Below are 23,889 nucleotides of genomic sequence, written 5' to 3' on the forward strand. Positions count from 1 at the left end.
TGTCGGCATGGGCCTCTGCGTGCACTCATGTGGCGGCCCTGTCCCGCGCCCTCTTCGTCTCGGCCGGATACGCCGGAGACTGAGCAAAATGGCACGTGAGGCAAGTGATTTCGCGGGCAAGCCGGGGAAGTGTGGTCTGGCCGACCCCGGCCAGCCGGTGTCCGGGCTCCAAGGTGGCATGGCAGTGTTGGAGGCAGACTCCGGCGCCGCAGTGGTGACAGCTGCCCACGGCCTCGACTGCCTTGTCGGCCAGCGCACAGTCATAGCACTTCATGAGTTCCCGCCTTCCTTTTCCGGACTCGCCGGCCCCGGCGGCCGTACCCGGCGACAAGGCGTGCCACGAGGCGGGGCGCTCCGACCGCGAATGCAGAGATTCCGGCTGCGATCAGCACCGCCCCGTTCTGGGCGACGCAGGCCGCGATGAGCAGCATCACGCTCGCCGTCAGGAATGCGCAGGCCAGGAGGACACCGAAGCGGAGACGCCACACAACGGAGATCCGGCGGCGCGTCGAACAGTCAGCGCCGAAGGCGGCCAGTCGCAGGGCGAGGTCGGGATCGTTCTCCATGAAGTGCTGCTCGATCTCGGCGAGGACCCGCCGGTCATGTATGGACAGGCCCATGGTCGCCTCCTCCCGGCCCCCCGATGCCGTGAATGCGTGATGCCGTGCCGCGCGGACGGGCTACTTGGCCGCCATTCGAATCGCTTCGCTTCAGATGCTTCGAATGGCGTCACTTTCAGGCTATCATTGCATTCTGCAATGATGAATATCTGCCGGGGAAGTCGGCAGTCAATCGCGTGTTCCGGTGATGCGGGGAGCGATATAAAGGCGATATGGGGCGGAAGGCGAAGCGGGACGGAAGAGCGGTGCCGGTGAATCCGCACGAGAATGATCTGCACGACACCGTCGGGGAGGTTACTGCCGCCGTGATGACGGCGTCCCGGCTCTTCGTCGCGATCTCTGCCCGCGCGCTCGCCGCCATCGACCCGACGCTGACATTGCCCCAGCTGCGCACCCTGGTCGTTCTGCACGGAGAGGGCCCGGTCAAGCTCGCCGTGCTGGCCACCGCATTGGATGTGAACCCGTCCACGGCGATGCGCATGATAGACAAACTCGAAATCATCGGCCTCGTGGACCGGCAGATCAATCAGGGCAACCGCCGCGAGGTTGTCCTGCGCGTCACGAGAGCGGGCAGGCGACTGGTCGAGAGGGTCATGGCGCACCGGTACGAGGAAATCGGCGCGATCGTCGCCCGCCTCTCCGCCGATCAGCGCACCGGCCTGGTACGGGCGCTACGGGCACTGACCGAGACCGCGGGTGAGGTGGCGGTGGATTCGCTGACCGAATCGCCCAAGGCCCCCAGGCGTATTGACGATCTTCGGAATGACTGAAGTGGGCCGCCGGCGAGGCGCCGCTGGTGGACACGATGCCGGCCAGGGCTCGGTGGTCTCCGGCTCGCGCGGACTCTTACCGGGCCAGGGACACGGTTCATGACTCCCGAACCAAAGCCCTGGCCGCCACCCGCAGGTCCGATACCAGCCCCGCGTACGGCTTCTCGCGGTCTTCGGCACGCAAAATAGCCGCGGGATGGAGAGTCGCCACGACGAATCCCCCCTTGCCGTCGGCAGGGCCCGGCGCGCCGTCTGCCGATCGCCCGTCTCCCGATCCCCCGTCCTCGGGCAGGCGAACGAGCGTGCCCCGGTCCTTCGTCACCCGGAACGACGGTCCCAGAAGCGCCTTGCCCGCGGTCGCGCCGAGCGCCACCACCACCTCCGGGGCGACGAGGCGCAATTCGGCGGTCAGCCAGGGGCGGCAGGCCGTCATCTCCCGCAGGCTGGGTGGCTTATGGATCCGGCGTTTGCCCTTTGCGGCGGTGGTGAACTTGAAGTGCTTCACCGCGTTGGTGAAGTAGGACTCGTGCTCGTCGAGGCCCGCTTCCCGCATCGCCTTCCGCAAGAGGCCACCGGCCGGCCCGACAAACGGTTCTCCTTGGCGGTCCTCCTGGTCGCCCGGCTGCTCGCCGACGAGCATGAGACGTGCCGAGGACGTGCCCGCTCCGAATACCGTCCCGGACGCGTCCTGGAACAGCGGGCAGCCCCGGCAATCCGCCGCGGCGCGCCGATGAGCTGGGAGTCCGCCGCGCCGGGGCAGGTAAGGGGTGGCGTCGTACCGCTGCCCGTCGGCGCCGTTGTCGCTCTCGGCCATCGGTGTCACCGGCCGCGGCCGGTGACGTAATCCCGGGCCCGGTCCACCAGCCCCAGTCCCGGAGCCAGCAGTTTGTTGGCCGGCGGGGTGCTCGGCGCCGAGGGGTGCGGGCGGGTGGGCGCGGTCTTCTTCGCGTCGCGGACCTTCGTTCCCAGGCTTTCGAGGACGAAGGGGTGCACGCCCTTGCGGAGCTGGACGAACAGGTTCTTCTCCTCGTCGTCGACGTGCGCGGTCACCTCGGTGCTCAGCTTCACCATCAGCCGGTCGAATTCGAGGTCGCCGGGCCCGCGGCCCTCCAGATCCTTGAGGAGCTGTTCGATACGGCCGTGTTCGGCGATTTCCCGGTCGGCCAGGGTGTCGCCTCCCTCGAGGTGTTCGCGCACGGCTGGGTAGAGATGCTGTTCCTCGGCGACCGAGTGCCGCACCAGCTCGATCGTGATGTCGTTCGCGAGCCGCTTGCGGTCTTCGCTGTCGGGTGGCGTGTCCGCGAACTGTGAGAAGAGGTCGTGGACTTCCTTGTGGTCAGCGGTCAGCTCTTCGATGACGTCCCCGCCGTGGCCCATGATCTGCCGCCTCCTTGTGATGCGGCGACCGGCGGCCCGGCCGCCCGCACCACGCGTTCCCGAACTCCGGGTGCCTTTAACGCGCCGGAAGGCGGATGACCACGACCGGAGGAACCTCTCGACTGCGGCATCGCCTCCGGTATCGATTCCAGGCAACGGACATCGGAAATCGGTTACCGGATACGTACTCGGCTACTCGGCTACTCCGCGAGCAGGCGGTGGAAGAAGGACCGGTAATGCCGCAGCGCCATGCGCAGGCCCTCGGTGTCCACTTGTTCGCCGCGGTTCCACTGTTCTTCCAGTGCCTTCTTGTGTTCGGCGAACGTCGTGGCAAGGCTCTGCATCACCTCTGCGACCAGCGCGTCGGCGCCCTGTACGGCGTCGCGCGGGTCGTCCACGAACTTGCTTTGGATCTCCTGCCAGCGGCTGCGGAACCCGTCGGCGTCGGCTGTCGAGAGAAGCTGTGGAGTCTCCTCCTTGACCGTGCCTGCGCCATTGGGATCAGGCGGCGTTGCGGTTTCCGCCGGCACGGGAGTGGATTCTCCGGGGAGAGTGGGCGCTTCGGCCGCGGGTGATTGCAGTTCCTCGTCCGGAGGGGGTTCGGGGGGCATCGGGGGCTCGGCGGGCTGGGCCAGATCTTCGGTGGTCAGGCCTCGCCGTTCGGAGCCGGGGTTGGCGCTGGGCGCTCGGTCGCGTTGCATATCTCCATCCTTGGATTCTGCGTTCTGCATAGTGCTCTGCGTGGTGCTTTCAGGCGGGGGCGTGGCGCGCCTGGCCGCCGTCGGAGAGCAGTTCGTCGAACAGGGCGCGGTAGTGCACCATGGCGCCCCGCAGTTGCTCGGTGGTGGCCCTGTGCTGGGTACCGAGAGCATCGACCTCGTGGGCGGCGCGGTAGTGCTCCAGTGTGCGGCCGTGCTCGACGGAAAGGTCCCTGAGCTGCTGATCGAAGTCTTCGGTCGGATAACCCCGCTCGTGCATCAGCGACGTCACGAGACGGTCCGCGTCATGCACGGCCGCTTCGGGGCGGTCGACGAATTCCTCCTGCACACCGGCCCAATCGCGGCTGTAACGCTCACGTTTGCTTCCGGGCAGGGGCTTGATCTCCAGCGAATCATGACGCTTTTCGCGTGCTTTCAGCTCTCGCTCACCGGCAAGCCGGCTATCGGCGTCCTCAACGGTACGTTCGTACTCCGGCCCGAAGCGTTCCTGCAGATGCTGCCGTCGGCCCATGAATCGTGTGATCGCGACGGCAAGCAGTGCAACCACCGCCACGACAGGAATGATGATCGCCAGAAGGGTGCCTGTTGACATCGGGCGAACCTCCTTACAAAGGCTCACCTCTCAGCTTAGAACCCCGGCATATGGTTGACCAGGCAACTGAGCTGCGAGAACGGGCGAGAACGGGCGAGTGAACGGGCAGGGCACGGAATCACGCAAGAGGGAAAGGGCAGTCGAAGCGACAACGGCTCACGGCACCAGAGCGCTATTCCTCCGGTAGTTCCCTCGGCGGCGTATTTGTGCGGGCGCCGGACCTCAATGCTGCAGACGTCCTCGTGAGGGTCGCTGCGGCGCTTTGGAGGACAGGCCGGCGCGCTTCTTCCCGGGAAGGAGGGCCCTCACCACTGACAAACCGTCCGGCTGCTGACCGTCGACGCCGTTCGCCTGGCATCCGGCGAGCTTCTGGCGTGCACTGGTACTGAAAGCCGGTCGCAACGCCACGCGGGGCGGCAGTGAGCCCAGCACGATCACAGAGAAGGACGTCATGCCTGCAGGAGCCAGTAACAAGCGTGAGCGGCAGTACGAGAACATCAAGGAGAACGCGCTGGAGCACGGCGTCTCCAAGAAGCGTGCCGAGGAGATCGCCGCGAGGACCGTGAACAAGGAACGCGCCCGTGCCGGCGAGGCCAAGACGGCCGGCAAGACCTCCACCAAGGACCCGAAGTCCGCACCGCAGCGGGGCGGTGAACGCTCCCACAGCGGGGCCCAGGGGCCGACCAAGGATCAGCTCTACGAAGAGGCCAAGAAGAAGAACATCGAAGGCCGCTCAACCATGAACAAGGACGAGCTGCGCAAGGCCGTCGGCCGCTGAAGAGCGAAGGATCGGCCGGCGGATCGGCCGGTAAGGCCGGCTTCCGACGAAATATTGGCCGCACGTGGGCGAAGAACACCTTTGTGTTCGCATCGACGAACTTTTCGCCATGGAATGCGACCGGCGCGGTGTCGAATTCCTCTGCCAGTTCCTGACGGAGTGTAAAGAGAAGGGCAGCGTCGTCACCGCCTCCAACGACTGTTTCGGCGGCCGGACCAGGAGACCATACGGCGGTGACGAAGTCAGCTGTTGCCGTCAATGGTGTCGGCATCGTCATCCGGACCGTCGTGTTCGCCTGGTGGTGTCTGCCGGCGCAGGAAGCATTCGCTTTCCCAGGACAGTGTGTGTTCGATCTGGACGAAGTTCAGGCCGGTGGCCTGGGCGAGCTGGTCTTCGTCGAGGCCTCCGGGGTGTGCGCGCAGGGCGCGGGCGATTTTGCCGGCCCAGAGTTCTTCGTTTACGTAGGGTCGCTGTCGGTATTGCTGCTGGAGTTCGGCGAGGTGCTCGGAGCTGCAGGCGGCGAGGAGGCGCTGGCCGTCCTGGCCGGGGTCGCTGGGGTGGGTGACGGAGGAATCCGGCACCAGGCTGAAGAGCTGCGATTGTGGAGGAATGGGTTCACCGCACAGGTCACAGAGACCGGGGCTGGACTCTGCGGCGGCCGATGCGTCGCTGTCGTACATCCGAATGTTCTACTGCGCGACGCCCCGGCTCAGGGTGTCCGGCTCGCCTCACCGGCGAAACAACATGCCGATGGCCCTCCCGCGCACGCCGGTAATCCCCTGTGCCGCATCCGGTCGCCATTGCTGCAAAGGAACGGCACCTCCATCCCGCCGCGCGCGAACACTGCGAGAACGGCGACATGTTGGAAGGACGGCGAGATCGCCCACCGCCCGTGATCCCGCTGTCCGGCGCCGCCCGGGCACCGCCCGCCCGCAGGTGAGAGACCTCCTGGCAGCTCCCGCCGCCCACTGACGAACGCCGCGCGCCATCTGCCCCTTCATCTCGCGCGCGGCGGGGATCGGCGGTGAACTGGAGAGGTAGCCGGAGGACGCGTCTCATGGGCGTAACCCGGTGCCGTCACACTGCCGACCGGCCCAGATTCGGGAGTCGTCATGCCCGCAGGTTCGAGCAAGAAGCGCGAGCGTCAGTACGAGCACATCAAGGAAGGCGCTGAAGAACGCGGCGCGTCCACCAAGCGGGCGAAGGAGATCGCCGCCCGGACCGTGAACAAGGAACGCGCCCGTGCCGGCGAGTCGAAGACCGCTGGAAAAGTCTCCACGCAGGACCCGAAGTCCGCCCCGCAACGCGGCGGCGAACGTTCCCACAGCGGGGCCCAGGGCCCGACCAAGGACCAGCTCTACGAAGAGGCCAAGAAGAAGAACATCGAAGGCCGCTCCCACATGGACAAGCAGCAGCTCCGCGACGCCCTCGGCAAATGACCTCCGCCGACCTCCGCGGCGGACACGGGTCGCCCCGTTAAGCGGAGACGAGTCGCCCCGTCAGGCAGCCGTCCGCAGCGGCAGCCGAAGTCCTCGACCACCGCAACGGTTACCGGGCCCCGCCGCTCAGCCCGCCCGGCGGGTGGACGCGGTTGGGTGGCGGACCTGCACCGGCCGGCGAGCAGCGGCTCAGGACTTGCCGCGACCGGTGACGTAGTCTCGCGCCCGGTCAACGAGCCCGAGTCCCGGTGCGAGGAGCTTATTGACCGGAGGGGTGGCGGGCGCGGACGGGTGGGGGCGGGTGGGCGCGGTCTTCTTGGCCATGCGGATCTTGTTGCCGAGCTTGGTCAGCTCCTCCGGCGAGCAGGCCCGGCGCAGCTGCGGGAAGAGGTTGTTCTCCTCGTCCTCGACGTGGCTGGTCACCGCGTCCTTCAAGTCCATGATCAGCTGGTCGAGCTGGGGGTCGTCGGCGGAGCACCCTTCGAGCCTCTTGAGCATCTGCTCCACCTTCGAGTGGTCGCCGATCTCCTTGTCCGCCAGGACACCCCCTTGCGGCAGGCGCTCCCGCACCATCGGGTAGAGGTACTGCTCCTCGACGACGGAGTGCCGCACCAACTCGATGGTGAGGTGGTCCATCAGCCGCTTGCGGTCCTTATGACCGCTGGGGAGCACCGCGATCTGCTCGAAGATCTCCTCGACCTCGCGGTGGTCCGTTGTCAGTTCCTCGATGACGTCGCCGCCGTGCCCCATCGTTCCTCCTGAAGTGGGTCCCCGACCTGCGGTCGGGCTGCCCGCGCACGGTATGGCGGGCGCGCATCCACCGATTCCCGAGCACGGAGACGGCTAACGGCCGGAGCGGGCCGTTAGCCCCGGTTGGCGTGGTGCTTTCACCCGCGCCGCACGCATCCGCGTGACCTGCGTCATTTCCGCCGAAACGGCTGGCACCTAGGCTTCCGGAGGCTTGGGCTCCACGGGTGGTCGCCGGTACTCCCGACGACCGGATCCCGCAGCCGCCACCGCGCGCCAGCGAAAGGACGCCGTGCCGTGTCTGCCGACATCTCCTCGGTCATAGCTTCGACCACGCAGTGGCTGCTGCGCTCATACCCCGTGACGGGTGGGGCCCTGGACGCGGCACGGGCGCAGGCCCAGGCCCAGCAGGCGGCCACGGTCGCCGCATGGCTGCGGTACCCCACGGAGGCCGATGCGGCACTGGTCGCCCTCGTCGGTCCGGGCGGCTCGGGCCGGCTGGACTGGCTCACCGGGGCCGACGCCTCCGCCGTTGGGGAGGACGAGGAGGCATGGCGGAGCTGGGTCGACGAGGTCGTGGCGAGCTGGGCCGCCTGTCTGCTCACCTCGCCCGGTCTGGCCGATGCCGCGGTGTCCGCGCTCGGCGGCTGCGAGCACGCGGCAGGGCTGTCCCTCGACTTCCGCAGGCTGACCCGTCCCGACGACCATGATCGCGGGGCAGCGGCGCTGCTGCGGCACCCGGATCTCCTTGCTCCCGTCGCCGACCTGCACCGTTCCGCGCTGGTGCGGCATCTGCAAGGTGATCTGCTCGGCCGCGTCTGATCCCGGGCATCGCCTGATCCCGGGCATCGCCTGTACGCGTCGCTCATCGTCGGAGGTTGGTGCAGTGCGGGGAACCTGTGCGAAGTAGGCCTCGGACCAGCACGTTTTCGCGCGGTGGCAGGAATATACGGCTGTGCACGGCACGCGTCCCACGACCCACGGACACCACCCGCGACACCGAGTGACGACGACAGGGGCCCAGGTGTGGCGCACCGCACAGCGCCGCCGCGATGAGGACGGCCGGTACACCGGTGGGTTGCGGACCGCCGGTCGGGTTGCGGACCCACCGATGTCTCCGAGGTCTCCGAGGCCGTATGACGAGACGGGGGACCGCTAACCAATATCGGGCGCGGACCGTATCTCGATCCCGTCCCCGGTCCGCTCCATCTCCAGCACGACGAGCTCGTTCCGTCCCTTCCGCCACAGATGGCTCGGCGCGTACAGGGTTACCTGCGGACCGAGGGACCAGTACCGGCCGAGCGCGAACCCGTTGAGCCAGACCATGCCCTTGTCCCAGCCGGGAAAGGCGAGGAAGCCGTCCGCGGGGGTGTCGACATGAACCCGTGCCCGGTGGAACGCGGGGCCGGTCGGGGTGTCCCCGCCGTGGAATGTCAGCGATGAGAGATCGTCCAGGGGCAGCCGGCGGATCTCCCAGCCGCGTAGTTCCTCGCCGTCGAGGAGTACCTGGCCGCTGATTCCCTTCGGGTCGTTGAGCCCCTGGCCGAAGTTGACCCGCCCGGTGGGGTCCACCAGGAGGTCGAGCGTGCCGGACGTGCCGGCCACGGTGAAGTCGACGGAGTGGGCCGGCTGGTTGCGGTCGAAGGTGCCGATGCGCTTGCCGTCGCCGAACACCAGCGCACGGTCGCCGAGCCCCGTGATCCGCAGGCCCTTGGTCCCCTGCGGCCCGCGCACCCGAGTGCGGTAGTGGATCAATCCGTGCGGCTGTCCGAGCGCCTCCATATGGACGGGGGTGTCGCGCCGCACCGGAGTGCTCAGTGCGTCGAGGGCGTCCATCAGCGGCACGGACTCGCTGACGGCGACCCTTTGGGCCGGCATCCGGCGTGGTGTGGCCGGCAGGGGCGTGTCCGGAAGCGTGCTGTATTTGCCGAGCACCTCACGCACCTTGTGGAATTTCTCGGTGAGTTCGCCGGATTCGCTGATCGGGGAGTCGTAGTCGTAGCTGGTGACGGTGGGCTGGTAGGCGCCGCTGCCGCTGAGATTGGCGCCCGCCGACCAGCCGAAGTTCGTTCCGCCGACCGCCATATAGAAGTTGATCGACGCTCCCGCTTCGAGGATCTTCTCGACGTCGGCGGCGGTCCCGGCCGGGTCGGTGGTGTGGTGGCGCTCTCCCCAGTGGTCGAACCAGCCGTCCCAGAACTCCGTGCAGAACAAGGGCTTGTCCGGCTGGAACGCGCGCAACTCCGCGAAGGGTCCGGTGGGATCCCCGTCGAAGTTCACGGTGGACAGGAGATCGGGCAGGCTGCCGGCCTCCAGCGCTTGCCGGGTCGCACCGTTGGAGCAGAACAGCAGGCTGTCCACTCCCTGCGCCCGCATGGTGTCCCGCAGATGTTCCAGGTACGCGTGGTCGTCGCCGTAGCTGCCGTACTCGTTCTCGACCTGCATGGCGATGATGGGCCCGCCGCGCGTGGCCTGCAGATCGACGAACCGGGGCAGCAGTTCGGCGAACCACGCGTCGACCGCTCGCTCGTACACGGGGTCGGAACGGCGCAGCGGTGCGTCCTTGTCCTTGAGGAGCCAGGCGGGCAGGCCGCCGAAGTCCCATTCTGCGCAGATGTACGGTCCCGGTCGCACGATCACCTTCAGCCCGACGTCGTCCGCGGTCCGTACGAAGGCGGCGACGTCGCGCCAGCCGGTGAAGTCGGCTTTCTTCTTGTGCTCGTACGGCTGGTGGAAATTCCAGGCGACGTAGGTTTCCACGGTGTTCAGGCCCATGGCCCGCATTCGGATCAACCGGTCGCGCCAGTCCTTGGGATGCGTCCTGAAGTAGTGGAAGGCACCGGAGAGGATCCGGAACGGCTCGCCGTCCAGCAGGAATTCGTCCCCGCGGATGGTCAGTCCCCTCGGGCTTTCGGCCTGCGCGAGGGTCATACGGCCGGCGCCCAGGGCGACGCCCACGGACGCGGCCCCCGCCATGGCCGCGCCCAAAAGTCTCCGTCGGCTGAACTGCGTCATGTCTGCTCTCCTCGACTCGACCGGTCGTCGTCCAAGACTCGAACATGTTCAGTACTGCGCGATTCTGTGCCTGGAGAGTGTCGTTCAGAACAGAAACGAGCACAAGGGTTCGTGGCTGCGCGCGGTGAACCGGGTGGGGACGACGCGCGCGCGAACAGTCGGGCGGGGCAACGAGGTTCGGACCTTCGGGGCGCCCGTCGGCCGCAGGGACGGGGGCTGAACGTCGGAGGGGACGCCGGCTGATCGCCCGGGCAGGCAGCGGCTGATCTTTCCGGGCGACTGCCGGGCACGCTGACGGTGACTGGTGTCGCACGAGGGGTAGCCGCGGCCGAGCGCAGGCCGGAGCTGCCTTCCGGAGGGGACCTCAACCCCAGTGACCGGGTATGCGCTCGCCCCGCCATCGGTGCGCCGTACAGCTGCACCCCTCGACCGGGCCGGTTTCGCGGCGTGAAGGTGCGGATGCTCCGCCCGGCCCGCAGCCTGGAAGGAGGGAGGCAAACCGAGGCGACGTTCGGCGCCCGCCATCCCAGGTGGGGGGCTGCCCTGCACGGAGCGTGGTCAGCGCCGCCCGTCAGTGACGAGTGAGGGATCAGACGTGACGAAGCACCGGAAGTCCTCACACCCGAAGATGGGTGAAGGCCCCAGCATGCACGAGGGAACCGAGCAGCATGGCTGGTCGTCGGACGTCGACCAGACCGAGCAGCAGACCAACGAGAGTGCGCACCGGTCGTTCCACCCGGAGCGGTACGCGCAGAAGGAGAAGGACAAGCGCGGTACGGAGTCGGCGGGGAAGGAGAAGGTGCCGCCGCCGAGCGAGGTCAAGAGCGAAACCCGCCGCGGCGAACGGCGCGCCGCCGAGACCGACGAGAAGGGCATGCGCGATATGGGGCCGAAGGGCCGCTCGCGACGGCCCAGCGGCGGACGGGACGCCGAGGCCCACACCGACGTTGATCCGCAGAATCCCTGACCGGGACGGAGGGCCGAGATGGCAGGGGAAGACCGAGCTCCGAGCAATCCGGTCACCGCACATCCGCAGCCCGAATTCCCGCAGCAGGATCAGGCACATCCCGGCTGGACCGGTCCGATGGACCCGCCGCCCGATCACGGCGAGGAGTCGTACCGCGGCAGCGGTCTCCTCGAAGGGCGTAAGGCGGTGCTGACCGGCGGCGATTCCGGTATCGGCCGGGCCGTGGCCCTGGCGTTCGCGCGGGAGGGCGCAGACGTGCTGTTCACCTTCCTGCCTGCGGAGGAAGACGACGCGCTGCAGACCGCCCGGCTGGTCACCGATGCGGGGCGCCACGCCGTGCCCGTCGCCTGTGACATCCGCGAGGAGGAGCAGTGCCGGCTGCTCGTCGAGCGCGCGGTGAAGGAGTTCGGCAGGATCGACATCCTGGTGAACAACGCGGCCTACCAGATGTCGCAGCCGGACGGCATTCAAGCCATCACCACCGAGCAGTTCGACCGGGTGATGCGCACCAACCTGTACGGGATGTTCTGGCTGTGCAAGATGGCGCTGCCACACATCCCCGAGGGCGGATCCATCATCAATTCCGCCTCGGTGCAGGCATACAGGCCCAGCCCGCACCTGCTCGACTATGCGACGACCAAGGGAGCCATTGTCACTTTCACCCAGGGCCTGGCGCAGATGCTCGCCGCCGACGGGATCCGGGTCAATGCGGTGGCGCCCGGACCGGTCTGGACGCCGCTGATCCCGGCGACGCTGCCGGACACCACCACCTTCGGCAAGCAGTCCCCCATCGGGCGTCCGGCGCAGCCCGCGGAGATGGCGCCCGCGTACGTCTTTCTCGCATCTCCGCAGGCCAGTTACATCACGGCCGAGATCGTCAATGCCACCGGCGGAACGCCGCTGCCGTGAGCACCGTGAGCCGTTGTGGATTCATGCACGACGGCCTTCGCCACGTCACCTCGCATCCGTGGCCCCGCCCCGCTGATTGAAGCGATCGGCCGCCCGCTCGTTGAGCACGCCTCGCAGCCGTCGTGCGGGCGGCTGGTCCTCCGCCTCGACTCTGCACCCCTCCGCCGTCCCGGCGCCGCCGTCGCGGGGCAACACCCGGCCGACCAGCGACACCAGCCGGGCAGTGGTCACGGGCGCCACACCATGCGCCAAGGCGCCCAGCTTCGCCGCCGGGGTGAGGACGACCCGGGGCCGGCGCCGCTGCACCGCGGACACAATGCGCTCCGCCGCCCGTTCGGCATTCATCGACAGTAGGGGCGCACCGGCCAGCGCCTGGAACCATGCGTACTCCCGGCGCCGGTCGCCGCCGAAACGGGCATGCAGATGCGATCCCGTGCGCATCAGACCGGGGTGGACGCCGGTCACGGTGACCCCGTGCGCGGCTTCCTCGGCACGCAGCCCCTCGGCCAGCGCGGCGACCGCCGACTTGGCGCAGGAGTAGGGGAGGAGGTGCGGCACCGCCAGCAGCCCGCCCACGGATCCGATGAGGGCCAGCCGGCCACCCACGGGGCTGCGCCTCAGGTGCGGGAGGGCGGCGAAGGCGGTGTTGAGCGCCCCGTTGAAGATGGAGTCCATGGCGTCATGGAACCCCTCGGTACCGAGGGCGTCGGCGGGACCGACCTGGATGATGCCGGCGTTCGCGATGACGATGTCCAGACCGCCGTTGTCGTCGGCGACCTCCTCGAGTCGCTCGTGCACCGCGGCCACGTCCCGTACGTCGCACACGACACGGCGCACCGAACCGCAATTCGACCGGGCCAGTGTGGTGACCGCCCGGTCGAGTTCCGCCTCGTCCCTCGCCAACAGCACCACGTCACAGCCTCGGTCCATGAGCCGGCGGGCCATGAGCAGTCCCAGACCTCGCGAGCCTCCGGTGACCAGAGCGGTGAGCCCCTCGAGCGAGGGGGCGGCTGGAATCACCTGCATGATGACTCCTTCTTCCTGTCACATCTTCCTGTCACATCGCTCTTTCGACGCTACTCGCGGAGTTGCCGGGCCACAGCCCGAAGCCAGCGGGGAAGATCCTTTTCCGTGCTGCGGGATGATTCGCGTTCCCAGGGTGCGGGGCGTCCCGTGGCCGGGGGTCGCCGAGGGTGGTCAGCTGCACACGGGATACCGGTGCGGGTCAGGTCGCCAGGGCAGGGTGGGGGAGACCGGCCCGGCACCATTGACCCCGCTGCCCGCTGCCCGCTGCCCGCTGCCCGCTGCCCGCCGCCGGACCGGCGCACCCGCCCCGGTGATCGTGGGGTGATGGGTAACGGCCCGACCGCGAGCGCCTGTTGGCCGAAAGGATCGCCGGAAGCGGCCGCCGTCACCCTCACCGGGCTTCCCCCGTTCCACGGCAACCAGGCCCGATGCCGCGCTCGGACCGCAACGCCGTGACGAGAAGTACCTCGGGTACAGCAGGTGCTACCGACGAAATGCGGCTCGTGAGGTGACGCATACCGGTCGCGGTGTCGGGAGCTGTGCGAGGGCCGCCCGCCCCCTGAATCCCTCGCCGGTGCCGGGGTTGTTGTCAGAGGGGGGTGGCACAGTGTCCGGGACTGACCGATAGGAGGTGAGGACGATGGGTGACTTCTTTGAGCGGATCGTCGACGTCGAGGTGACCGGCGAGGAGGCCGGGCCGCTCGCGGAGCGGATGGTCGCCTGGATGGTGGCCGAGGGCCTGATCACGCGTGAGCTGTCCCGCGACGGGGTGTACAGCCTGACCGTGGACGAGGGCTACGTACCGGGTCCCCACTGGGCGCGGGCCGTGGCCGATTCATCGGACCCGACCTGGCTGCCGGGCCCGGTGGCGGTCATCGCCGGGCGCGACTACCACGTCGGCGGTCAGGGAGAGGACGATGCGGAGTACGCCGTCTGCCCGCGGTGCGCAACCAAGACCGTGATCATCAACTACCCCGAGGAGTTCGAGGCGGACGAGGCGGTCTGGCAGCCCTTCAAGGACGGCATCGCCACCTGGAAGGAAACGGGTGAGGGGAGCGCCCCCTGCCCCGCCTGCGGTGCCTCGGTCCCGGTCACCGAGTGGCAGTGGGAGCTCAATTTCGCGGTGGGCGCCCTCGCCTTCGACTTCTGGGGCTGGCCGCCACTCTCCGCCGGTTTTCGCGCGACGTTCAGCCGGCAGCTGGGGCACCGCACGGTGGAGCACATGGGCAAGTTCTGACGGGAGCCCGCACACCTCGGCGCGGGACATACAACGACGTCGGCTGCCCTGCAGAACTCGTGCGGTGGGTGCGATATGGGTGAACCACGGGCAAATTTTGGGTCCGCAGGGATGCGGAGCGCCGTTCGTCTGCCGCAGGGTGGGGCCCTACGCAGCTGCTTCGGTCAGATCGCTTTGGAGGCGTACGAGTGGCCCCGACCGACCCGGCCGACCCGGCCGACCCGGCCGTACCCGCCGTCGGCAGCCCCCGGTCCGGCGGGATGGCCCTCCCTCGCCGCCTGCTGATGGGGGTGGGGGTGCCGCTGGCCGTTGGAGCGTTGGCGGCCGGAGTGTTCACGGCAGCGGGCGGCCTGGAGGATGGGGGCAAGAGGGCGCCGGGCGGCGCGGGAGCCGACGGGCTGCCGCACACCGTCGTGGAGGTGTCGCAGAGCGGCTGTGGCCGGGGCTGGGACCGCCCGCGGCCGGGCATGCAGGTCTTCGATCTGCGGAACACCTCGGGGGTCGCGGCCGAGGTGTATCTCGAGGATGCGCGGACCGGTGCGGTGCACGGGGAGGTGGAGGGGCTCGGACCCGGTACGACCCGGGCGCTGCGCGTGCGGCTGGGCAAGGGCTCGTACGCCTTCATGTGTCTGCCCGACGACGCGAACGCGGTCACCGGTCCCACGGTACGGGTGAGCGGCGGTTCCCCCGGTGGCCCGGCGGCCGCTCCGGTCACCCAGCACGACCTGATCCCGCCGACGTTGAGTTATCAGAAGTGGGTAGGAGGGCAGCTGGCCGATTTGGTGCGGAAGACCGCTGGGCTGCGGGAGGCCGTGGACCGCGGAGACCGGGGTGCCGCCCGTACCGCCTGGCGTGCGGCCCACCTCCAGTACGAGCGGCTGGGGGCCGCCTACGGTGCCTTCGGTGACGCCGACAAGGCGATCAACGGGACGACCGGCGGGCTGCCCCGCGGCGTACGGGACACGGGCTTCACCGGATTTCACCGCGTGGAGTACGGGCTCTGGCACGGCGAACCGACCGGGCGCCTGCGCGGCCCGGCGCACGCGCTGGACAAGGCCGTGCGGGCCTTGCGCGAGGACTGGGCGCAGGCGCGCATGGATCCGGCGGACCTGGGCCTGCGGGCGCACGAAATCCTGGAGAACACCGTGCAGTTCGAGCTGACCGGCCGCACCGACTACGGCAGCGGCAGCAACCTGGCCACCGCCCGGGCCAATCTCGACGGCACCCGCGCCGTACTGGCCCGCCTGCGGCCGCTGCTCACCACCCGCCTCCGTGATCTGCACGGCCTGGACGCCCAGTTGGACCGTACGCAACGCACGCTCGACGCCGCACGGCGCGGCGGGGAACGGTTGCCGCTGGACCGCCTCGGTCGCGCCGGCCGAGAGAAGATCAACGCGGCCGTGGGTGATCTCGTCGAGCGGCTGGCGACGGTCGCCGCGCTCTGCGACGTACGGAGGACGGTATGAGCGGGGGCGTCGGCAGGAGGCGGGTGCTGCGCGGCGCGGTGATCGCCGGTGCCGGTTTCCTGGCGGGCGAGGGGGACGCGGCGGCAGGCGCGCGTGACGCCGAGAGGCGACCCGAGGCGCCCGCCCCGGCGCCGTTCCACGGCCGCCATCAAGCCGGGATCCTCACCCCGCCGCGGCGCGGCACCGCATACGTCGCCTTCGACGTCACCGCCGAGAACCGACGCGAGCTGACCGAGCTGCTGCGCACCCTCACCGAACGGGCCCGCTTCCTGACCCGCGGCGGCACACCGGCCCCGACCGGCATCACCGCGCCTCCTCCGGACTCCGGGATCCTGGGCCCCCAGCTCCCGGCCGACGCACTGACCGTGACGGTGGGCGTGGGCGCGTCGCTCTTCGACGACCGGTTCGGCCTGCGCGACCGCAAGCCGCCCCGACTGCGCACCATGGCCCCCTTCCCGGACGACGACCTGGACGCCGCCTGGTGCCACGGCGATCTGAGCGTGCAGCTGTGCGCGGACAGTACGGACACGGTGCTGCACGCGCTGCGGGACATCGCCCGCCACACCCGCGGCGGGATGCAGGTGCGCTGGCGGCTCGACGGCTTCGCCGGTCCGCCGCGGCCCTCCGGAACGCCCCGCAACCTCATGGGCTTCAAGGACGGCACGGCCAACCCTGACGCACACGACGCCCGTGCCATGGACCGGCTGGTATGGGTGGGCCGCGGCACGGGCGAGCCCGCGTGGGCGGTCGGCGGCAGCTATCAGGCGGTGCGGCTGATCCGGATGCTGGTGGAGTTCTGGGACCGCGTCTCGCTCACCGAGCAGGAGCGGATGTTCGGCCGCAGCCGCGACACCGGGGCGCCCCTGGACGGTAATCGCGAGGGCGATGCGCCGGACTACCCGAAGGATCCCAAGGGCGAGGTGATCCCCCTGGACAGCCACATCCGGATGGCCCGTCCGCGGACACCGGGGACCGAGGACCAGCGGATCCTGCGCCGTTCGTACAACTACGACCGGGGCATGGACGGCAACGGCAACCTGGACATGGGGCTGCTGTTCTGCTGCTACCAGCGGGACCTGGCCCGCCAGTTCGAGACCGTACAGCGGCGCCTGGCCGGCGAGCCGCTCGTCGACTACATCGTTCCCTTCGGCGGCGGCTACTTCTTCGCGCTGCCGGGCGTACGGGACCGGGACGACTGGTTCGGGCGGACGCTGCTGCTCCCGGGCTGAGGGCCGGGGCCGAAAACCTCGACGGGCGGAGCGTCGGCGAGCCCGAAGGTCAACGTGCGGTCAAGCTTTGGCCGTGCCTTCCTGACCCGGTGTTCACCCCCGTGCCATGGTTGAGCCGCCACAAGGACGCGCACCCAGCAAAGCATTCCGAGCCGTACCCCGGATTCACGTACAGAGGGTGGAGGGCGAGGCAGCATGGCCGGCACCGGAAGTCAGCGAAGTCGAGCACGAACAGGCAGGCGGGCGGGGGCGCTCGCGGCCGCCGCGGCGCTCGCCATGTGCGGCGGCGCCGCCCCGGCCTGGGCCGCGCCACACGCCGGGCCGCACCGCGCCGGCACCGGTACGGCCACCCCCATCAAGCACGTCGTGGTCCTCTTCGGCGAGAACATCTCCTTCGACCACTACTTCGCGACCTACCCCCGGGCCGCCAACACCGACGGGACGCCGTTCCACCCCGCCGCGCACACCCCGCGGGACATCGACAACCTGCGCACCGCCGGGCTGCTGAAGAAGAACCCGAACCAGTACCTGCCCAAGCGGCTCACCCCGCAGCAGGCCATGACCTGCGACCAGAACCACTCCTACGGCCCCGAGCAGTACGCCTACAACGGCGGCAAGGCCGACAAGTTCGTCGAGAACACCGACTCGGGCAAGTGCTCGGGCAATCTCTTCGGCGAGCCGGGTCTGGTCATGGACTACTACGACGGCAACACCGTCACCGCGCTGTGGAACTACGCCCAGCACTACGCACTCAACGACAGGTCGTTCGGCACGGCCTACGGCCCTTCCACCCCGGGTGCCATCAACCTCGTCTCCGGACAGACCCACGGCGTCATCTCCACCGACCCCGCCTCCAGCACGGAGCAACCCCGGCAGACCGACAAGCCCGACCCCTACGCCGTCGTCTCGCCCGACGCGAAGGGCGTCGGCACGCTGGTCAACGACCCGGACCCGGCCTATGACGACTGCTCCGGCAGCGACCACACGAGCAAGAACGCACTCGCCGTGCTGAAGGGCCGCAACATCGGTGACCTGCTCAACTCCCGGCACATCAGCTGGGGCTGGTTCCAGGGCGGCTTCCGGCCGAGCACCGCATGGGACGGCCGGCAGGGCCACTACGCCAAGTGCGGCGGCACCACACACACCAACGTGGGCGGCGCCCCGGTCGTCGACTACAGCCCGCACCACGCACCGTTCCAGTACTACAGGTCGACGTCGAACCCGCACCACCTCCCGCCGCGGAGCGTGCGGGAGATCGGCCACAGCGGACGGGCCAACCACAACTACGACCTGACCGATTTCGACGCCGCCCTCAAGGCCGGCAGCCTCCCCGCGGTCAGCTTCCTCAAGGCACCGGCGTACCAGGACGGACACGCGGCCTACTCCGATCCGACCGACGAACAGCACTTCCTCGTCCGGCAGATCAACAGGATCCAGCAGTCGCCGCAGTGGAAGAGCACCGCGATCGTGGTCGCCTACGACGACTCCGACGGCTGGTACGACCACACCTACGCCACACCGCGCAACGGCTCCAAGGACACCGCGCCCGGCTCGAACCACAAGCCCGCGGACAGCCCCGGCTGCCAGGCGGGCCCGGCGCCCGCCGGCGGCTACGCCGACCGCTGCGGCCCCGGCACCCGTCAGCCGCTGCTGGTCATCTCCCCGTACAGCAAGGTCAACGCCCTCGACCACACGCCGACCGAGCAGACCTCGATCATCAAGTTCATCGAGGACAACTGGGGCACCGGGCGGATCGGCGACGCCGCCTTCGACGCCCGGGCCGGCTCCCTGGCCGGGATGTTCGACTTCCGGCACCCCAACGGGAAGCAGGTCCTGCTCAACAAGGACGGCTCGGTCAAGACGGTGGGAAAGATCCGGCGCATCGCCCCGATGGCGGCGACGATCGACCGGGGCACGGTGGCAGGGGATCTGTCCGCAACGGGGACGGCCGCAACGGAAACGTCCACGTCCACGCCTGCGTTGCCGATCGGTATCGCGGCGGGTGTGCTCGTGGTCGGTGCCGCCGGTTCGACGCTGGCTCTCCGCCGGCACAAGGCCCGCGGCACCGCGCGGTAGACGGCCGGCGGGCGGGCAACGGCGCCCGCCCCCGGTCACGAGCCGGGGGCCGGGGTGGCCGAAGGCGGGGCGGGGCGGACCCTCGCGCGGTACTCGGGGATGCGGACGGTGATCTTCATCCCGGTCCCGCCACCGGCCTTCTTGCCCTTGGCCGCCTTGCTGCCGTCCGCCGCCGCGGCGAACCACACCCCGCCCGATCCCTGTCCGTTGGCCTGCTGGGGTTTGGTGTCGCCCACGTAGTGGTACACCGGCCAGCCGCCCACCGTGAGTTGCTTGGTCCCGTCGGCGCGGGTGACCGAGCCCAGTGCCGACTTGCCGACCTTCGCCGAGGCCGACGCGCCGGCGGCCGGAACGACCGGCCAGGTCTTCGCGCAGTCGCCCGCGCAGCGAGACGTCGGCGGCCTCGCGGTGTCCTTGTCGAACCGGTAGAGCGTGAAGCCGGCGCTGTCGGTGAGCACATCACCCAGCTCCTTGCTCTCCCATACGCTCAGCTCCCCGGCGGGCCCGGTATCCCGTACGTCCTCGCCACCGGCGCGGATCAGCGCCCTGGTCGACAGAAGGCACGGACGGCGGAGCGGATGCGTTCACCGCAGTCGGTGGGCGCTGCTCCCGCACACCCGCTGTGTGCGCCTGCCACTGAGGCCGCCGCCCGTTCACCTCAACTACCGCTACAGACAGGGGAGTTCCGAACCTCGCCGCTCCTCCGAGGGCTGCCGGGCGGTCAGTTTGCGGTGCGTGTGGTGGACGGCGCGGCCGAGAGGCGGCGTTCGAGCGGGGTGCGGTAGCAGGGGGTGACACGGGTGTCGGTGAGGAAGGTTGTCAGGCGGCCGATTTCGTCGGCGATGGCGGTGCGGGCTTGGCTGCCGGGGTCGGTGAGGAGGTGGTGGTTGATATGTCCCTGGGGCTGCTGGGCCCATGCGCCGACGATGCGGCCGTTCCACCAGATGGTGGGGCCGATGTTGCCGTTGCGGTCGAAGAGGGCCTTGGTGTGGTCGGGGTCGAGGTACCAGTCGCGGTGGCGCCAGCCCATGGCCGTGGGGTCGAGGCCGGGCAGGAGGGCGGCGGCCGGTTCCGGGGTGTCTTCGGTGGTGATGTCGAGGTGTTCGGGGAGCAGGTAGCCGGTGCCTTCGTCGAGTTCGACGGCCTGGGCTCCCGTGGCGGCGAGCGCCTTGCGGGTGTCGGTGACGGTCCAGCCGGTCCACCATTTGAGGTCGTCCGCGGTGACCGGCCCGAAGGCCGCCACGTAGCGGCGGGCCAGCTCGGTCTTCGCCTCGGCGGCGGCCATCCGCGGCAGCGGCCGGGCCGGCGCCCAGCGAAACTGGGCGGAGGTCCACGAGCCGGCCGGGCGGGTGCGCCGGATGCGGCCTTCGGCGGCGAGCACGCCCAGGACCGGCGTACTGGCGCGCTGACGCGACTGGTACGGCTTGCCGGGGAAGGTGACGATCCCCTCGCGCAGGTCGGGGATGGCGTCGGCCAGTTCGGCGGCCGTGGCTGCGCCGCGCGCCGCCAGCACCTCGAGGACGGCCTGCTCGGCGGTCGCGTAACGGTGCTCGGTCCAGCCGAGGGCGTCGTGCAGTTGTGTCAGGGCGTGGGGGCGATGACGGTCGGTGTGCGCCGCGGCGGTCGCTGCGTGAACCGTCGGCGCGAGGTGGGCGGGGACGACGAACATGGTCCGGCGCATGCACCGTATGCGCGCCAGCACGGGGACATCGGACGGTGTGCCGGCGGGGGTGTCGTAGAGGGCCGCGTCGATGGCGTTGAAGGTGGGTGCGTGCATCCGGGCGGCGGCCGTGAGGAAGACGGTCGCGGGGTCGGTGGCGTGCAGGCCGACCAGGGCGTCGGCCACCGCCTCCGGCGCCTTGGCGCGGACGGAGGGCGCCAGGAGGTGCCGCCGCACGAGGCGGGTACGGCGCTGGGCTGCGGTGATGCGGGGCAGGGCGGTCATGCGGGCCTTTCGGGCGTGCCGGTGTCAGTGTCGGTATCGGCGTCGGTGGGCGCGGTGGATGCGGAGGGGCCGGCCCGCGGGCGTCTGCCCCGATGCCGTGGATGCCGTGGATGATGCGGGGCGATGCCGTTGATCCCGGCCCGTCCGGGCCGTACCTACGGCCGGACGGGCCGTGTCTCCAGGGCGGTCGTCGCCGGTTCAGCGCACGACCTTGATGCCGAAATGGCCGCCGAACTGCTGGCCCAGGCCGAACCCGATGGCGGAGTGCAGATGCGCGTACATCTCCATGCCGCGGGCGCACACCAGCGGGCCGACGTCGAGGATGTCGGTCCAGCCGTAGGACTTCAGCAGCTCGGTGGCCTGCTGCTTGGCATCGTGGTGTTCGCCGGCGACGAACATGGTGTGGTCGCCGTCCCCGACGGCCCGGGGGTTGACGACGGTCTCCTGCTCCTGGGTCACGAAGGACTTGACGACCTTGGTCCGGGGAAGCGCGCGCTGGATCCGCTCGCCGAGGCTGTCGGTGTCGCACGGGTCGAGCTTCGGCATGATCCCCCACGGGGTCGGCCAGGGGTGCTCGACCTGGGGGTTGTAGATGTAGGGCACGGCGTAGTCGATGAGCGTCTTGCCGGCGAGCTGGTTCGCGATGGCGGAGAGGGCGGCGACGGCGTTGTGGCCGTCGATGCCGTTGATGACGAGCTCGTCGGCGGCGGCCGCGGCCTCGCCGAAGGTGTGCAGCTGGGCGCCGGAGTGGTCGGCGAGCCACTGGCCGAAGGGCGGCGTGCCCATCACATCCGGCTCGGTGCGGGCCAGCGTGGCCTGCGGATCGCGGGTGCCGACGTGCACCTCGTGGCCGAGGTCGAGGAGCTTGGCGGCGTGCGCGCGGCCGCCGCCACCCGTACCGAGAACAGCGATTTTCATGGGGAACCTCCCGATTTGATCCGTTCGGACGGGTCCACCCTAGAAGCACTTCAGGACAGGAGGTGTCCTTTAAGACGGGCATAGTGGATTCCATGACGAGCGACATGACCGCCCGGATGCTGCGGCTGCTGTCCCTGCTGCAGACCCGGCGGGAATGGTCCGGCGCGGACCTGGCCGAACGGCTCGCGGTGACCGTCCGCACCGTCCGCCGCGACATCGACCGGCTCCGCGAACTCGGCTACCCCGTCGACAGCGCCCGCGGCCACGCCGGCGGCTACCGCCTGGCCCCCGGCACCGACCTGCCGCCCCTCCTCCTCGACGACGATGAGGCCGTCGCCATCGCCGTCGCGCTGCGCACCGCCGCCGGCGGCCTGGCCGGCATCGAAGAGACCGCCCTACGGGCCCTGGCCAAGCTCGAACAGGTCCTTCCCCGCCGCCTGCGGGGCCAGGTCACCGCCCTCCAGACCTCCCTCGCCGGCATCACCTGGGAGGCCCGGGGGCCGCGCGCCGACCCCGCCCTCCTGGCCACCCTCGCCGTCGCCTGCCGCGACCACGAAATCCTCACCTTCGGCTACACCACCCGCCACGGCGCCACCGCCGCACGCCGGGCCGAGCCCTGTCACCTGGTCGCCTCCGGCGACCTGTGGTACCTCCTTGCCCACGACACCGACAGGGACGACTGGCGCCTCTTCCGCCTCGACCGCATCACCGACCCCACACCCACCGGACGACGCGTCCCATCCCGCCCCGTACCCGGCGACGACCCCGCGGCCTTCGTCGCCCAACGGATCTCGGCCGCCCCCACCCGCTACCGCGCCGTCGCCACCGTCCACGCCCCCGCCGACTACATCCGCGCCCGCACCCGAGGCCTGGCCACCCGCCTCCGCCCCACCGACGACCACACCTGCACCGTCGACGCCTCCGACGACTCCCTGCCCCGCATCGCCCAGACCCTCGCCTGCCTCGACGCCGACTACACCCTCGACGCCGACCCCGACGTCCTCGACCACCTCCGCAGCACCGCCCACCGCACCCTGCGCGCCGCAAACGACCGGCACCCCTGACCGGCCCCGACCGCCCCCGCAGCCGCGAGAAGACGGCACGGAGAAAGGCCGCCGGCCGCTCAGTCGTCCGCCGGCTCCGGGCTTCCGTAGCTCTGGAACCAGTGGGCGCTGAAGTAACGGGCCGTTGAGAAGGGCTGCTGCGGGTCGGTGAGCAGGCGGTAGACGAACTCCGCCGTCGAGCCCGCGAACCGGTAGGTGGTGCAGTCGTCCTCGGACGCGAGGATGGGCCACTTGTCGGGGTCGGGACCTTCGGTGAGCCAGTAGAACCCGTCGGCCTGCTCGCTGCTCGCCCACTGCAGCAGCCCGCCCGGGGCCGGGTACAGCCGGTGGGGCTCCCACAATCCGTTGCCGTGCGCCGCGGCCCACTCGGCAAGGCGCTCGGCGTGACGTACGAGGTCGGAGCGTGAGCCGTCGGGCAGATGGACGTCGAGGTAGCCATCGAAGGCACCGCGTCCGAACAGCTCGGCCAGCCGCTTGTAGTCGCGGGGCAGTGCGGTCCCCAGCCGGGCCTCGGCCGCTGCCCAGTCGATCGGATGCCTCCGGTCCGCCTCCCATCCCGTGACTGCCACGACCCGGTCCACCCAGGAAGCGTCCTCCGACAGCTCCTCCAGCGACGGCGCGGCCCGCTCGGCGATGAGTACCACGGGGCGTACGCCGTCGCCGGTCCGTACCGATCCGCAGCCGATCCACCGGCCGCCGAATGCCCATGCGCGCATCTCGACGAGTCCGTCGCCCCACGGGGCGAGGAGCGGCAGCCCGGTCCGTTCGGTCACCGCCGGTGCGACGTGCCCGCCCGTGACGAGAGTGCGCGGCTCTCCGTGCCAGTTGCCCAACTCATCGAGGAGCGTCGGCAGGTCGGCTCCACCTGGAGCCACCAGGCATATGTGCCCCGCCCGGTGCCCTGACTCTCCGCACGCCAGCTCCCGCGTGTCCGGCGAGGCCAGGGAATGGATGGCCGCGAGCAGTTGCTGTTCGTCCATGGCCGCGAGTCAAAC

The 23,889-nt window shown here is 69.9% G+C and carries 25 protein-coding genes; 11 read left to right on the plus strand and 14 right to left on the minus strand.

Translation table 11 applies throughout. The annotated features are described in order from the left end of the window. Positions 1–25: 25 nt before the first annotated feature. Both ACIRPT_RS06470 and ACIRPT_RS06475 read right to left on the minus strand, forming a co-directional pair. Complete coding sequence (locus ACIRPT_RS06470) at positions 26–274, minus strand: DUF2180 family protein (protein WP_403823117.1); 249 nt, start codon at positions 272–274, stop codon at positions 26–28. Further along, positions 261–620, minus strand: coding sequence for a DUF3040 domain-containing protein (locus ACIRPT_RS06475; RefSeq protein ID WP_403823120.1), 360 nt, complete (start codon positions 618–620; stop codon positions 261–263). Before ACIRPT_RS06475 ends, ACIRPT_RS06470 begins: the two co-directional genes overlap by 14 nt. 212 nt (positions 621–832) lie before the next feature. On the opposite strand from ACIRPT_RS06475, the gene ACIRPT_RS06480 reads away from it, so the two are divergent. Then, positions 833–1,390, plus strand: a complete 558-nt coding sequence (locus ACIRPT_RS06480; RefSeq protein WP_403823122.1) for a MarR family winged helix-turn-helix transcriptional regulator — start codon at positions 833–835, stop codon at positions 1,388–1,390. 97 nt (positions 1,391–1,487) lie between these two features. On the opposite strand, the gene ACIRPT_RS06485 is transcribed toward ACIRPT_RS06480, so the two are convergent. From ACIRPT_RS06485 to ACIRPT_RS06500, 4 genes are all read right to left on the minus strand, one after another. After that, positions 1,488–2,204, minus strand: coding sequence for a UdgX family uracil-DNA binding protein (locus ACIRPT_RS06485; RefSeq protein ID WP_403823125.1), 717 nt, complete (start codon positions 2,202–2,204; stop codon positions 1,488–1,490). A 5-nt stretch (positions 2,205–2,209) separates the two neighbouring features. After that, on the minus strand, positions 2,210–2,767 hold the full coding sequence (locus ACIRPT_RS06490; RefSeq protein ID WP_403823128.1) for a hemerythrin domain-containing protein: 558 nt from the start codon (positions 2,765–2,767) through the stop codon (positions 2,210–2,212). Positions 2,768–2,967: 200 nt separating this feature from the next. After that, complete coding sequence (locus ACIRPT_RS06495; RefSeq protein WP_403823131.1) at positions 2,968–3,498, minus strand: hypothetical protein; 531 nt, start codon at positions 3,496–3,498, stop codon at positions 2,968–2,970. A gap of 19 nt (positions 3,499–3,517) precedes the next feature. Further along, complete coding sequence (locus ACIRPT_RS06500; RefSeq protein ID WP_403823134.1) at positions 3,518–4,078, minus strand: hypothetical protein; 561 nt, start codon at positions 4,076–4,078, stop codon at positions 3,518–3,520. A gap of 451 nt (positions 4,079–4,529) precedes the next feature. Between ACIRPT_RS06500 and ACIRPT_RS06505 the strand changes: the two genes are divergently transcribed. Next, positions 4,530–4,856 carry a plasmid stabilization protein gene (locus ACIRPT_RS06505; protein WP_403823138.1) on the plus strand — a complete coding sequence of 109 codons (327 nt, stop codon included), beginning with the start codon at positions 4,530–4,532 and terminating at the stop codon, positions 4,854–4,856. A 242-nt stretch (positions 4,857–5,098) separates the two neighbouring features. Here ACIRPT_RS06505 and ACIRPT_RS06510 read toward each other — a convergent pair whose 3' ends face one another. Beyond that, positions 5,099–5,536 (minus strand): hypothetical protein, encoded by a 438-nt coding sequence (locus ACIRPT_RS06510; protein ID WP_403823140.1) that lies wholly within the window; start codon positions 5,534–5,536, stop codon positions 5,099–5,101. Between the two features lie 432 nt (positions 5,537–5,968). On the opposite strand from ACIRPT_RS06510, the gene ACIRPT_RS06515 reads away from it, so the two are divergent. After that, complete coding sequence (locus ACIRPT_RS06515) at positions 5,969–6,295, plus strand: plasmid stabilization protein (RefSeq protein WP_403823143.1); 327 nt, start codon at positions 5,969–5,971, stop codon at positions 6,293–6,295. Between the two features lie 189 nt (positions 6,296–6,484). Here ACIRPT_RS06515 and ACIRPT_RS06520 read toward each other — a convergent pair whose 3' ends face one another. Then, entirely contained in the window at positions 6,485–7,045 is a 561-nt protein-coding gene (locus ACIRPT_RS06520) for a hemerythrin domain-containing protein (RefSeq protein WP_403823146.1), read from the minus strand. Between the two features lie 294 nt (positions 7,046–7,339). Here ACIRPT_RS06520 and ACIRPT_RS06525 point away from each other — a divergent pair, with 294 nt between their 5' ends. Beyond that, a complete protein-coding gene (locus ACIRPT_RS06525; RefSeq protein WP_403823149.1) occupies positions 7,340–7,864 on the plus strand; it encodes a hypothetical protein in 525 nt (174 codons plus the stop codon). 333 nt (positions 7,865–8,197) lie between these two features. On the opposite strand, the gene ACIRPT_RS06530 is transcribed toward ACIRPT_RS06525, so the two are convergent. Continuing rightward, a complete protein-coding gene (locus ACIRPT_RS06530) occupies positions 8,198–10,057 on the minus strand; it encodes a beta-galactosidase family protein (protein WP_403823151.1) in 1,860 nt (619 codons plus the stop codon). Positions 10,058–10,652: 595 nt separating this feature from the next. Between ACIRPT_RS06530 and ACIRPT_RS06535 the strand changes: the two genes are divergently transcribed. Next, complete coding sequence (locus tag ACIRPT_RS06535; protein WP_403823154.1) at positions 10,653–11,024, plus strand: hypothetical protein; 372 nt, start codon at positions 10,653–10,655, stop codon at positions 11,022–11,024. An 18-nt stretch (positions 11,025–11,042) separates the two neighbouring features. Next, positions 11,043–11,933, plus strand: coding sequence for an SDR family oxidoreductase (locus ACIRPT_RS06540; RefSeq protein ID WP_403823157.1), 891 nt, complete (start codon positions 11,043–11,045; stop codon positions 11,931–11,933). A gap of 45 nt (positions 11,934–11,978) precedes the next feature. Here ACIRPT_RS06540 and ACIRPT_RS06545 read toward each other — a convergent pair whose 3' ends face one another. Beyond that, complete coding sequence (locus ACIRPT_RS06545; protein WP_403823160.1) at positions 11,979–12,959, minus strand: SDR family NAD(P)-dependent oxidoreductase; 981 nt, start codon at positions 12,957–12,959, stop codon at positions 11,979–11,981. Positions 12,960–13,599: 640 nt separating this feature from the next. Here ACIRPT_RS06545 and ACIRPT_RS06550 point away from each other — a divergent pair. From ACIRPT_RS06550 to ACIRPT_RS06565, 4 genes are all read left to right on the plus strand, one after another. Beyond that, positions 13,600–14,196 (plus strand): hypothetical protein, encoded by a 597-nt coding sequence (locus ACIRPT_RS06550; protein ID WP_403823163.1) that lies wholly within the window; start codon positions 13,600–13,602, stop codon positions 14,194–14,196. Between the two features lie 260 nt (positions 14,197–14,456). Further along, positions 14,457–15,662, plus strand: a complete 1,206-nt coding sequence (locus ACIRPT_RS06555) for an EfeM/EfeO family lipoprotein (RefSeq protein WP_403823405.1) — start codon at positions 14,457–14,459, stop codon at positions 15,660–15,662. After that, entirely contained in the window at positions 15,659–16,891 is a 1,233-nt protein-coding gene (gene efeB / locus ACIRPT_RS06560; protein WP_403823166.1) for an iron uptake transporter deferrochelatase/peroxidase subunit, read from the plus strand. Before ACIRPT_RS06555 ends, efeB begins: the two co-directional genes overlap by 4 nt. Before the next feature lie 195 nt (positions 16,892–17,086). Next, complete coding sequence (locus ACIRPT_RS06565) at positions 17,087–18,967, plus strand: phospholipase C (protein ID WP_403823169.1); 1,881 nt, start codon at positions 17,087–17,089, stop codon at positions 18,965–18,967. A 35-nt stretch (positions 18,968–19,002) separates the two neighbouring features. On the opposite strand, the gene ACIRPT_RS06570 is transcribed toward ACIRPT_RS06565, so the two are convergent. From ACIRPT_RS06570 to ACIRPT_RS06580, 3 genes are all read right to left on the minus strand, one after another. Further along, positions 19,003–19,524, minus strand: a complete 522-nt coding sequence (locus ACIRPT_RS06570; RefSeq protein WP_403823408.1) for a hypothetical protein — start codon at positions 19,522–19,524, stop codon at positions 19,003–19,005. Positions 19,525–19,688: 164 nt separating this feature from the next. Next, the gene (locus ACIRPT_RS06575) at positions 19,689–20,912 is read right to left on the minus strand and encodes a winged helix DNA-binding domain-containing protein (RefSeq protein ID WP_403823172.1); all 1,224 of its coding nucleotides are present in this window, start codon (positions 20,910–20,912) and stop codon (positions 19,689–19,691) included. A 198-nt stretch (positions 20,913–21,110) separates the two neighbouring features. Continuing rightward, positions 21,111–21,830 carry an NADPH-dependent F420 reductase gene (locus ACIRPT_RS06580; protein WP_403823175.1) on the minus strand — a complete coding sequence of 240 codons (720 nt, stop codon included), beginning with the start codon at positions 21,828–21,830 and terminating at the stop codon, positions 21,111–21,113. Positions 21,831–21,922: 92 nt separating this feature from the next. Here ACIRPT_RS06580 and ACIRPT_RS06585 point away from each other — a divergent pair, with 92 nt between their 5' ends. Continuing rightward, complete coding sequence (locus tag ACIRPT_RS06585; protein ID WP_403823178.1) at positions 21,923–22,894, plus strand: helix-turn-helix transcriptional regulator; 972 nt, start codon at positions 21,923–21,925, stop codon at positions 22,892–22,894. Positions 22,895–22,953: 59 nt separating this feature from the next. Here the strand turns inward: ACIRPT_RS06585 and ACIRPT_RS06590 are convergent, their stop codons facing one another. Continuing rightward, complete coding sequence (locus ACIRPT_RS06590) at positions 22,954–23,874, minus strand: SMI1/KNR4 family protein (RefSeq protein WP_403823180.1); 921 nt, start codon at positions 23,872–23,874, stop codon at positions 22,954–22,956. Positions 23,875–23,889 lie beyond the last annotated feature (15 nt).

The sequence above is a fragment of the Streptomyces sp. NPDC101227 genome (genome assembly GCF_044767545.1).
In the GTDB taxonomy this organism is placed as follows: domain Bacteria; phylum Actinomycetota; class Actinomycetes; order Streptomycetales; family Streptomycetaceae; genus Streptomyces.

Excerpts from the sequence above, each read along its gene's own strand:
- ACIRPT_RS06470 (WP_403823117.1), bottom strand. The coding sequence starts at position 274 with ATGAAGTGCTATGACTGTGCGCTGGCCGACAAGGCAGTCGAGGCCGTG.
- ACIRPT_RS06475 (WP_403823120.1), bottom strand. The coding sequence starts at position 620 with ATGGGCCTGTCCATACATGACCGGCGGGTCCTCGCCGAGATCGAGCAG.
- ACIRPT_RS06480 (WP_403823122.1), top strand. The coding sequence starts at position 833 with ATGGGGCGGAAGGCGAAGCGGGACGGAAGAGCGGTGCCGGTGAATCCG.
- ACIRPT_RS06485 (WP_403823125.1), bottom strand. The coding sequence starts at position 2,204 with ATGGCCGAGAGCGACAACGGCGCCGACGGGCAGCGGTACGACGCCACC.
- ACIRPT_RS06490 (WP_403823128.1), bottom strand. The coding sequence starts at position 2,767 with ATGGGCCACGGCGGGGACGTCATCGAAGAGCTGACCGCTGACCACAAG.
- ACIRPT_RS06495 (WP_403823131.1), bottom strand. The coding sequence starts at position 3,498 with ATGCAGAACGCAGAATCCAAGGATGGAGATATGCAACGCGACCGAGCG.
- ACIRPT_RS06500 (WP_403823134.1), bottom strand. The coding sequence starts at position 4,078 with ATGTCAACAGGCACCCTTCTGGCGATCATCATTCCTGTCGTGGCGGTG.
- ACIRPT_RS06505 (WP_403823138.1), top strand. The coding sequence starts at position 4,530 with ATGCCTGCAGGAGCCAGTAACAAGCGTGAGCGGCAGTACGAGAACATC.
- ACIRPT_RS06510 (WP_403823140.1), bottom strand. The coding sequence starts at position 5,536 with ATGTACGACAGCGACGCATCGGCCGCCGCAGAGTCCAGCCCCGGTCTC.
- ACIRPT_RS06515 (WP_403823143.1), top strand. The coding sequence starts at position 5,969 with ATGCCCGCAGGTTCGAGCAAGAAGCGCGAGCGTCAGTACGAGCACATC.
- ACIRPT_RS06520 (WP_403823146.1), bottom strand. The coding sequence starts at position 7,045 with ATGGGGCACGGCGGCGACGTCATCGAGGAACTGACAACGGACCACCGC.
- ACIRPT_RS06530 (WP_403823151.1), bottom strand. The coding sequence starts at position 10,057 with ATGACGCAGTTCAGCCGACGGAGACTTTTGGGCGCGGCCATGGCGGGG.
- ACIRPT_RS06540 (WP_403823157.1), top strand. The coding sequence starts at position 11,043 with ATGGCAGGGGAAGACCGAGCTCCGAGCAATCCGGTCACCGCACATCCG.
- ACIRPT_RS06545 (WP_403823160.1), bottom strand. The coding sequence starts at position 12,959 with ATGCAGGTGATTCCAGCCGCCCCCTCGCTCGAGGGGCTCACCGCTCTG.
- ACIRPT_RS06550 (WP_403823163.1), top strand. The coding sequence starts at position 13,600 with ATGGGTGACTTCTTTGAGCGGATCGTCGACGTCGAGGTGACCGGCGAG.
- ACIRPT_RS06555 (WP_403823405.1), top strand. The coding sequence starts at position 14,457 with ATGGCCCTCCCTCGCCGCCTGCTGATGGGGGTGGGGGTGCCGCTGGCC.
- efeB (WP_403823166.1), top strand. The coding sequence starts at position 15,659 with ATGAGCGGGGGCGTCGGCAGGAGGCGGGTGCTGCGCGGCGCGGTGATC.
- ACIRPT_RS06565 (WP_403823169.1), top strand. The coding sequence starts at position 17,087 with ATGGCCGGCACCGGAAGTCAGCGAAGTCGAGCACGAACAGGCAGGCGG.
- ACIRPT_RS06575 (WP_403823172.1), bottom strand. The coding sequence starts at position 20,912 with ATGACCGCCCTGCCCCGCATCACCGCAGCCCAGCGCCGTACCCGCCTC.
- ACIRPT_RS06580 (WP_403823175.1), bottom strand. The coding sequence starts at position 21,830 with ATGAAAATCGCTGTTCTCGGTACGGGTGGCGGCGGCCGCGCGCACGCC.
- ACIRPT_RS06585 (WP_403823178.1), top strand. The coding sequence starts at position 21,923 with ATGACGAGCGACATGACCGCCCGGATGCTGCGGCTGCTGTCCCTGCTG.
- ACIRPT_RS06590 (WP_403823180.1), bottom strand. The coding sequence starts at position 23,874 with ATGGACGAACAGCAACTGCTCGCGGCCATCCATTCCCTGGCCTCGCCG.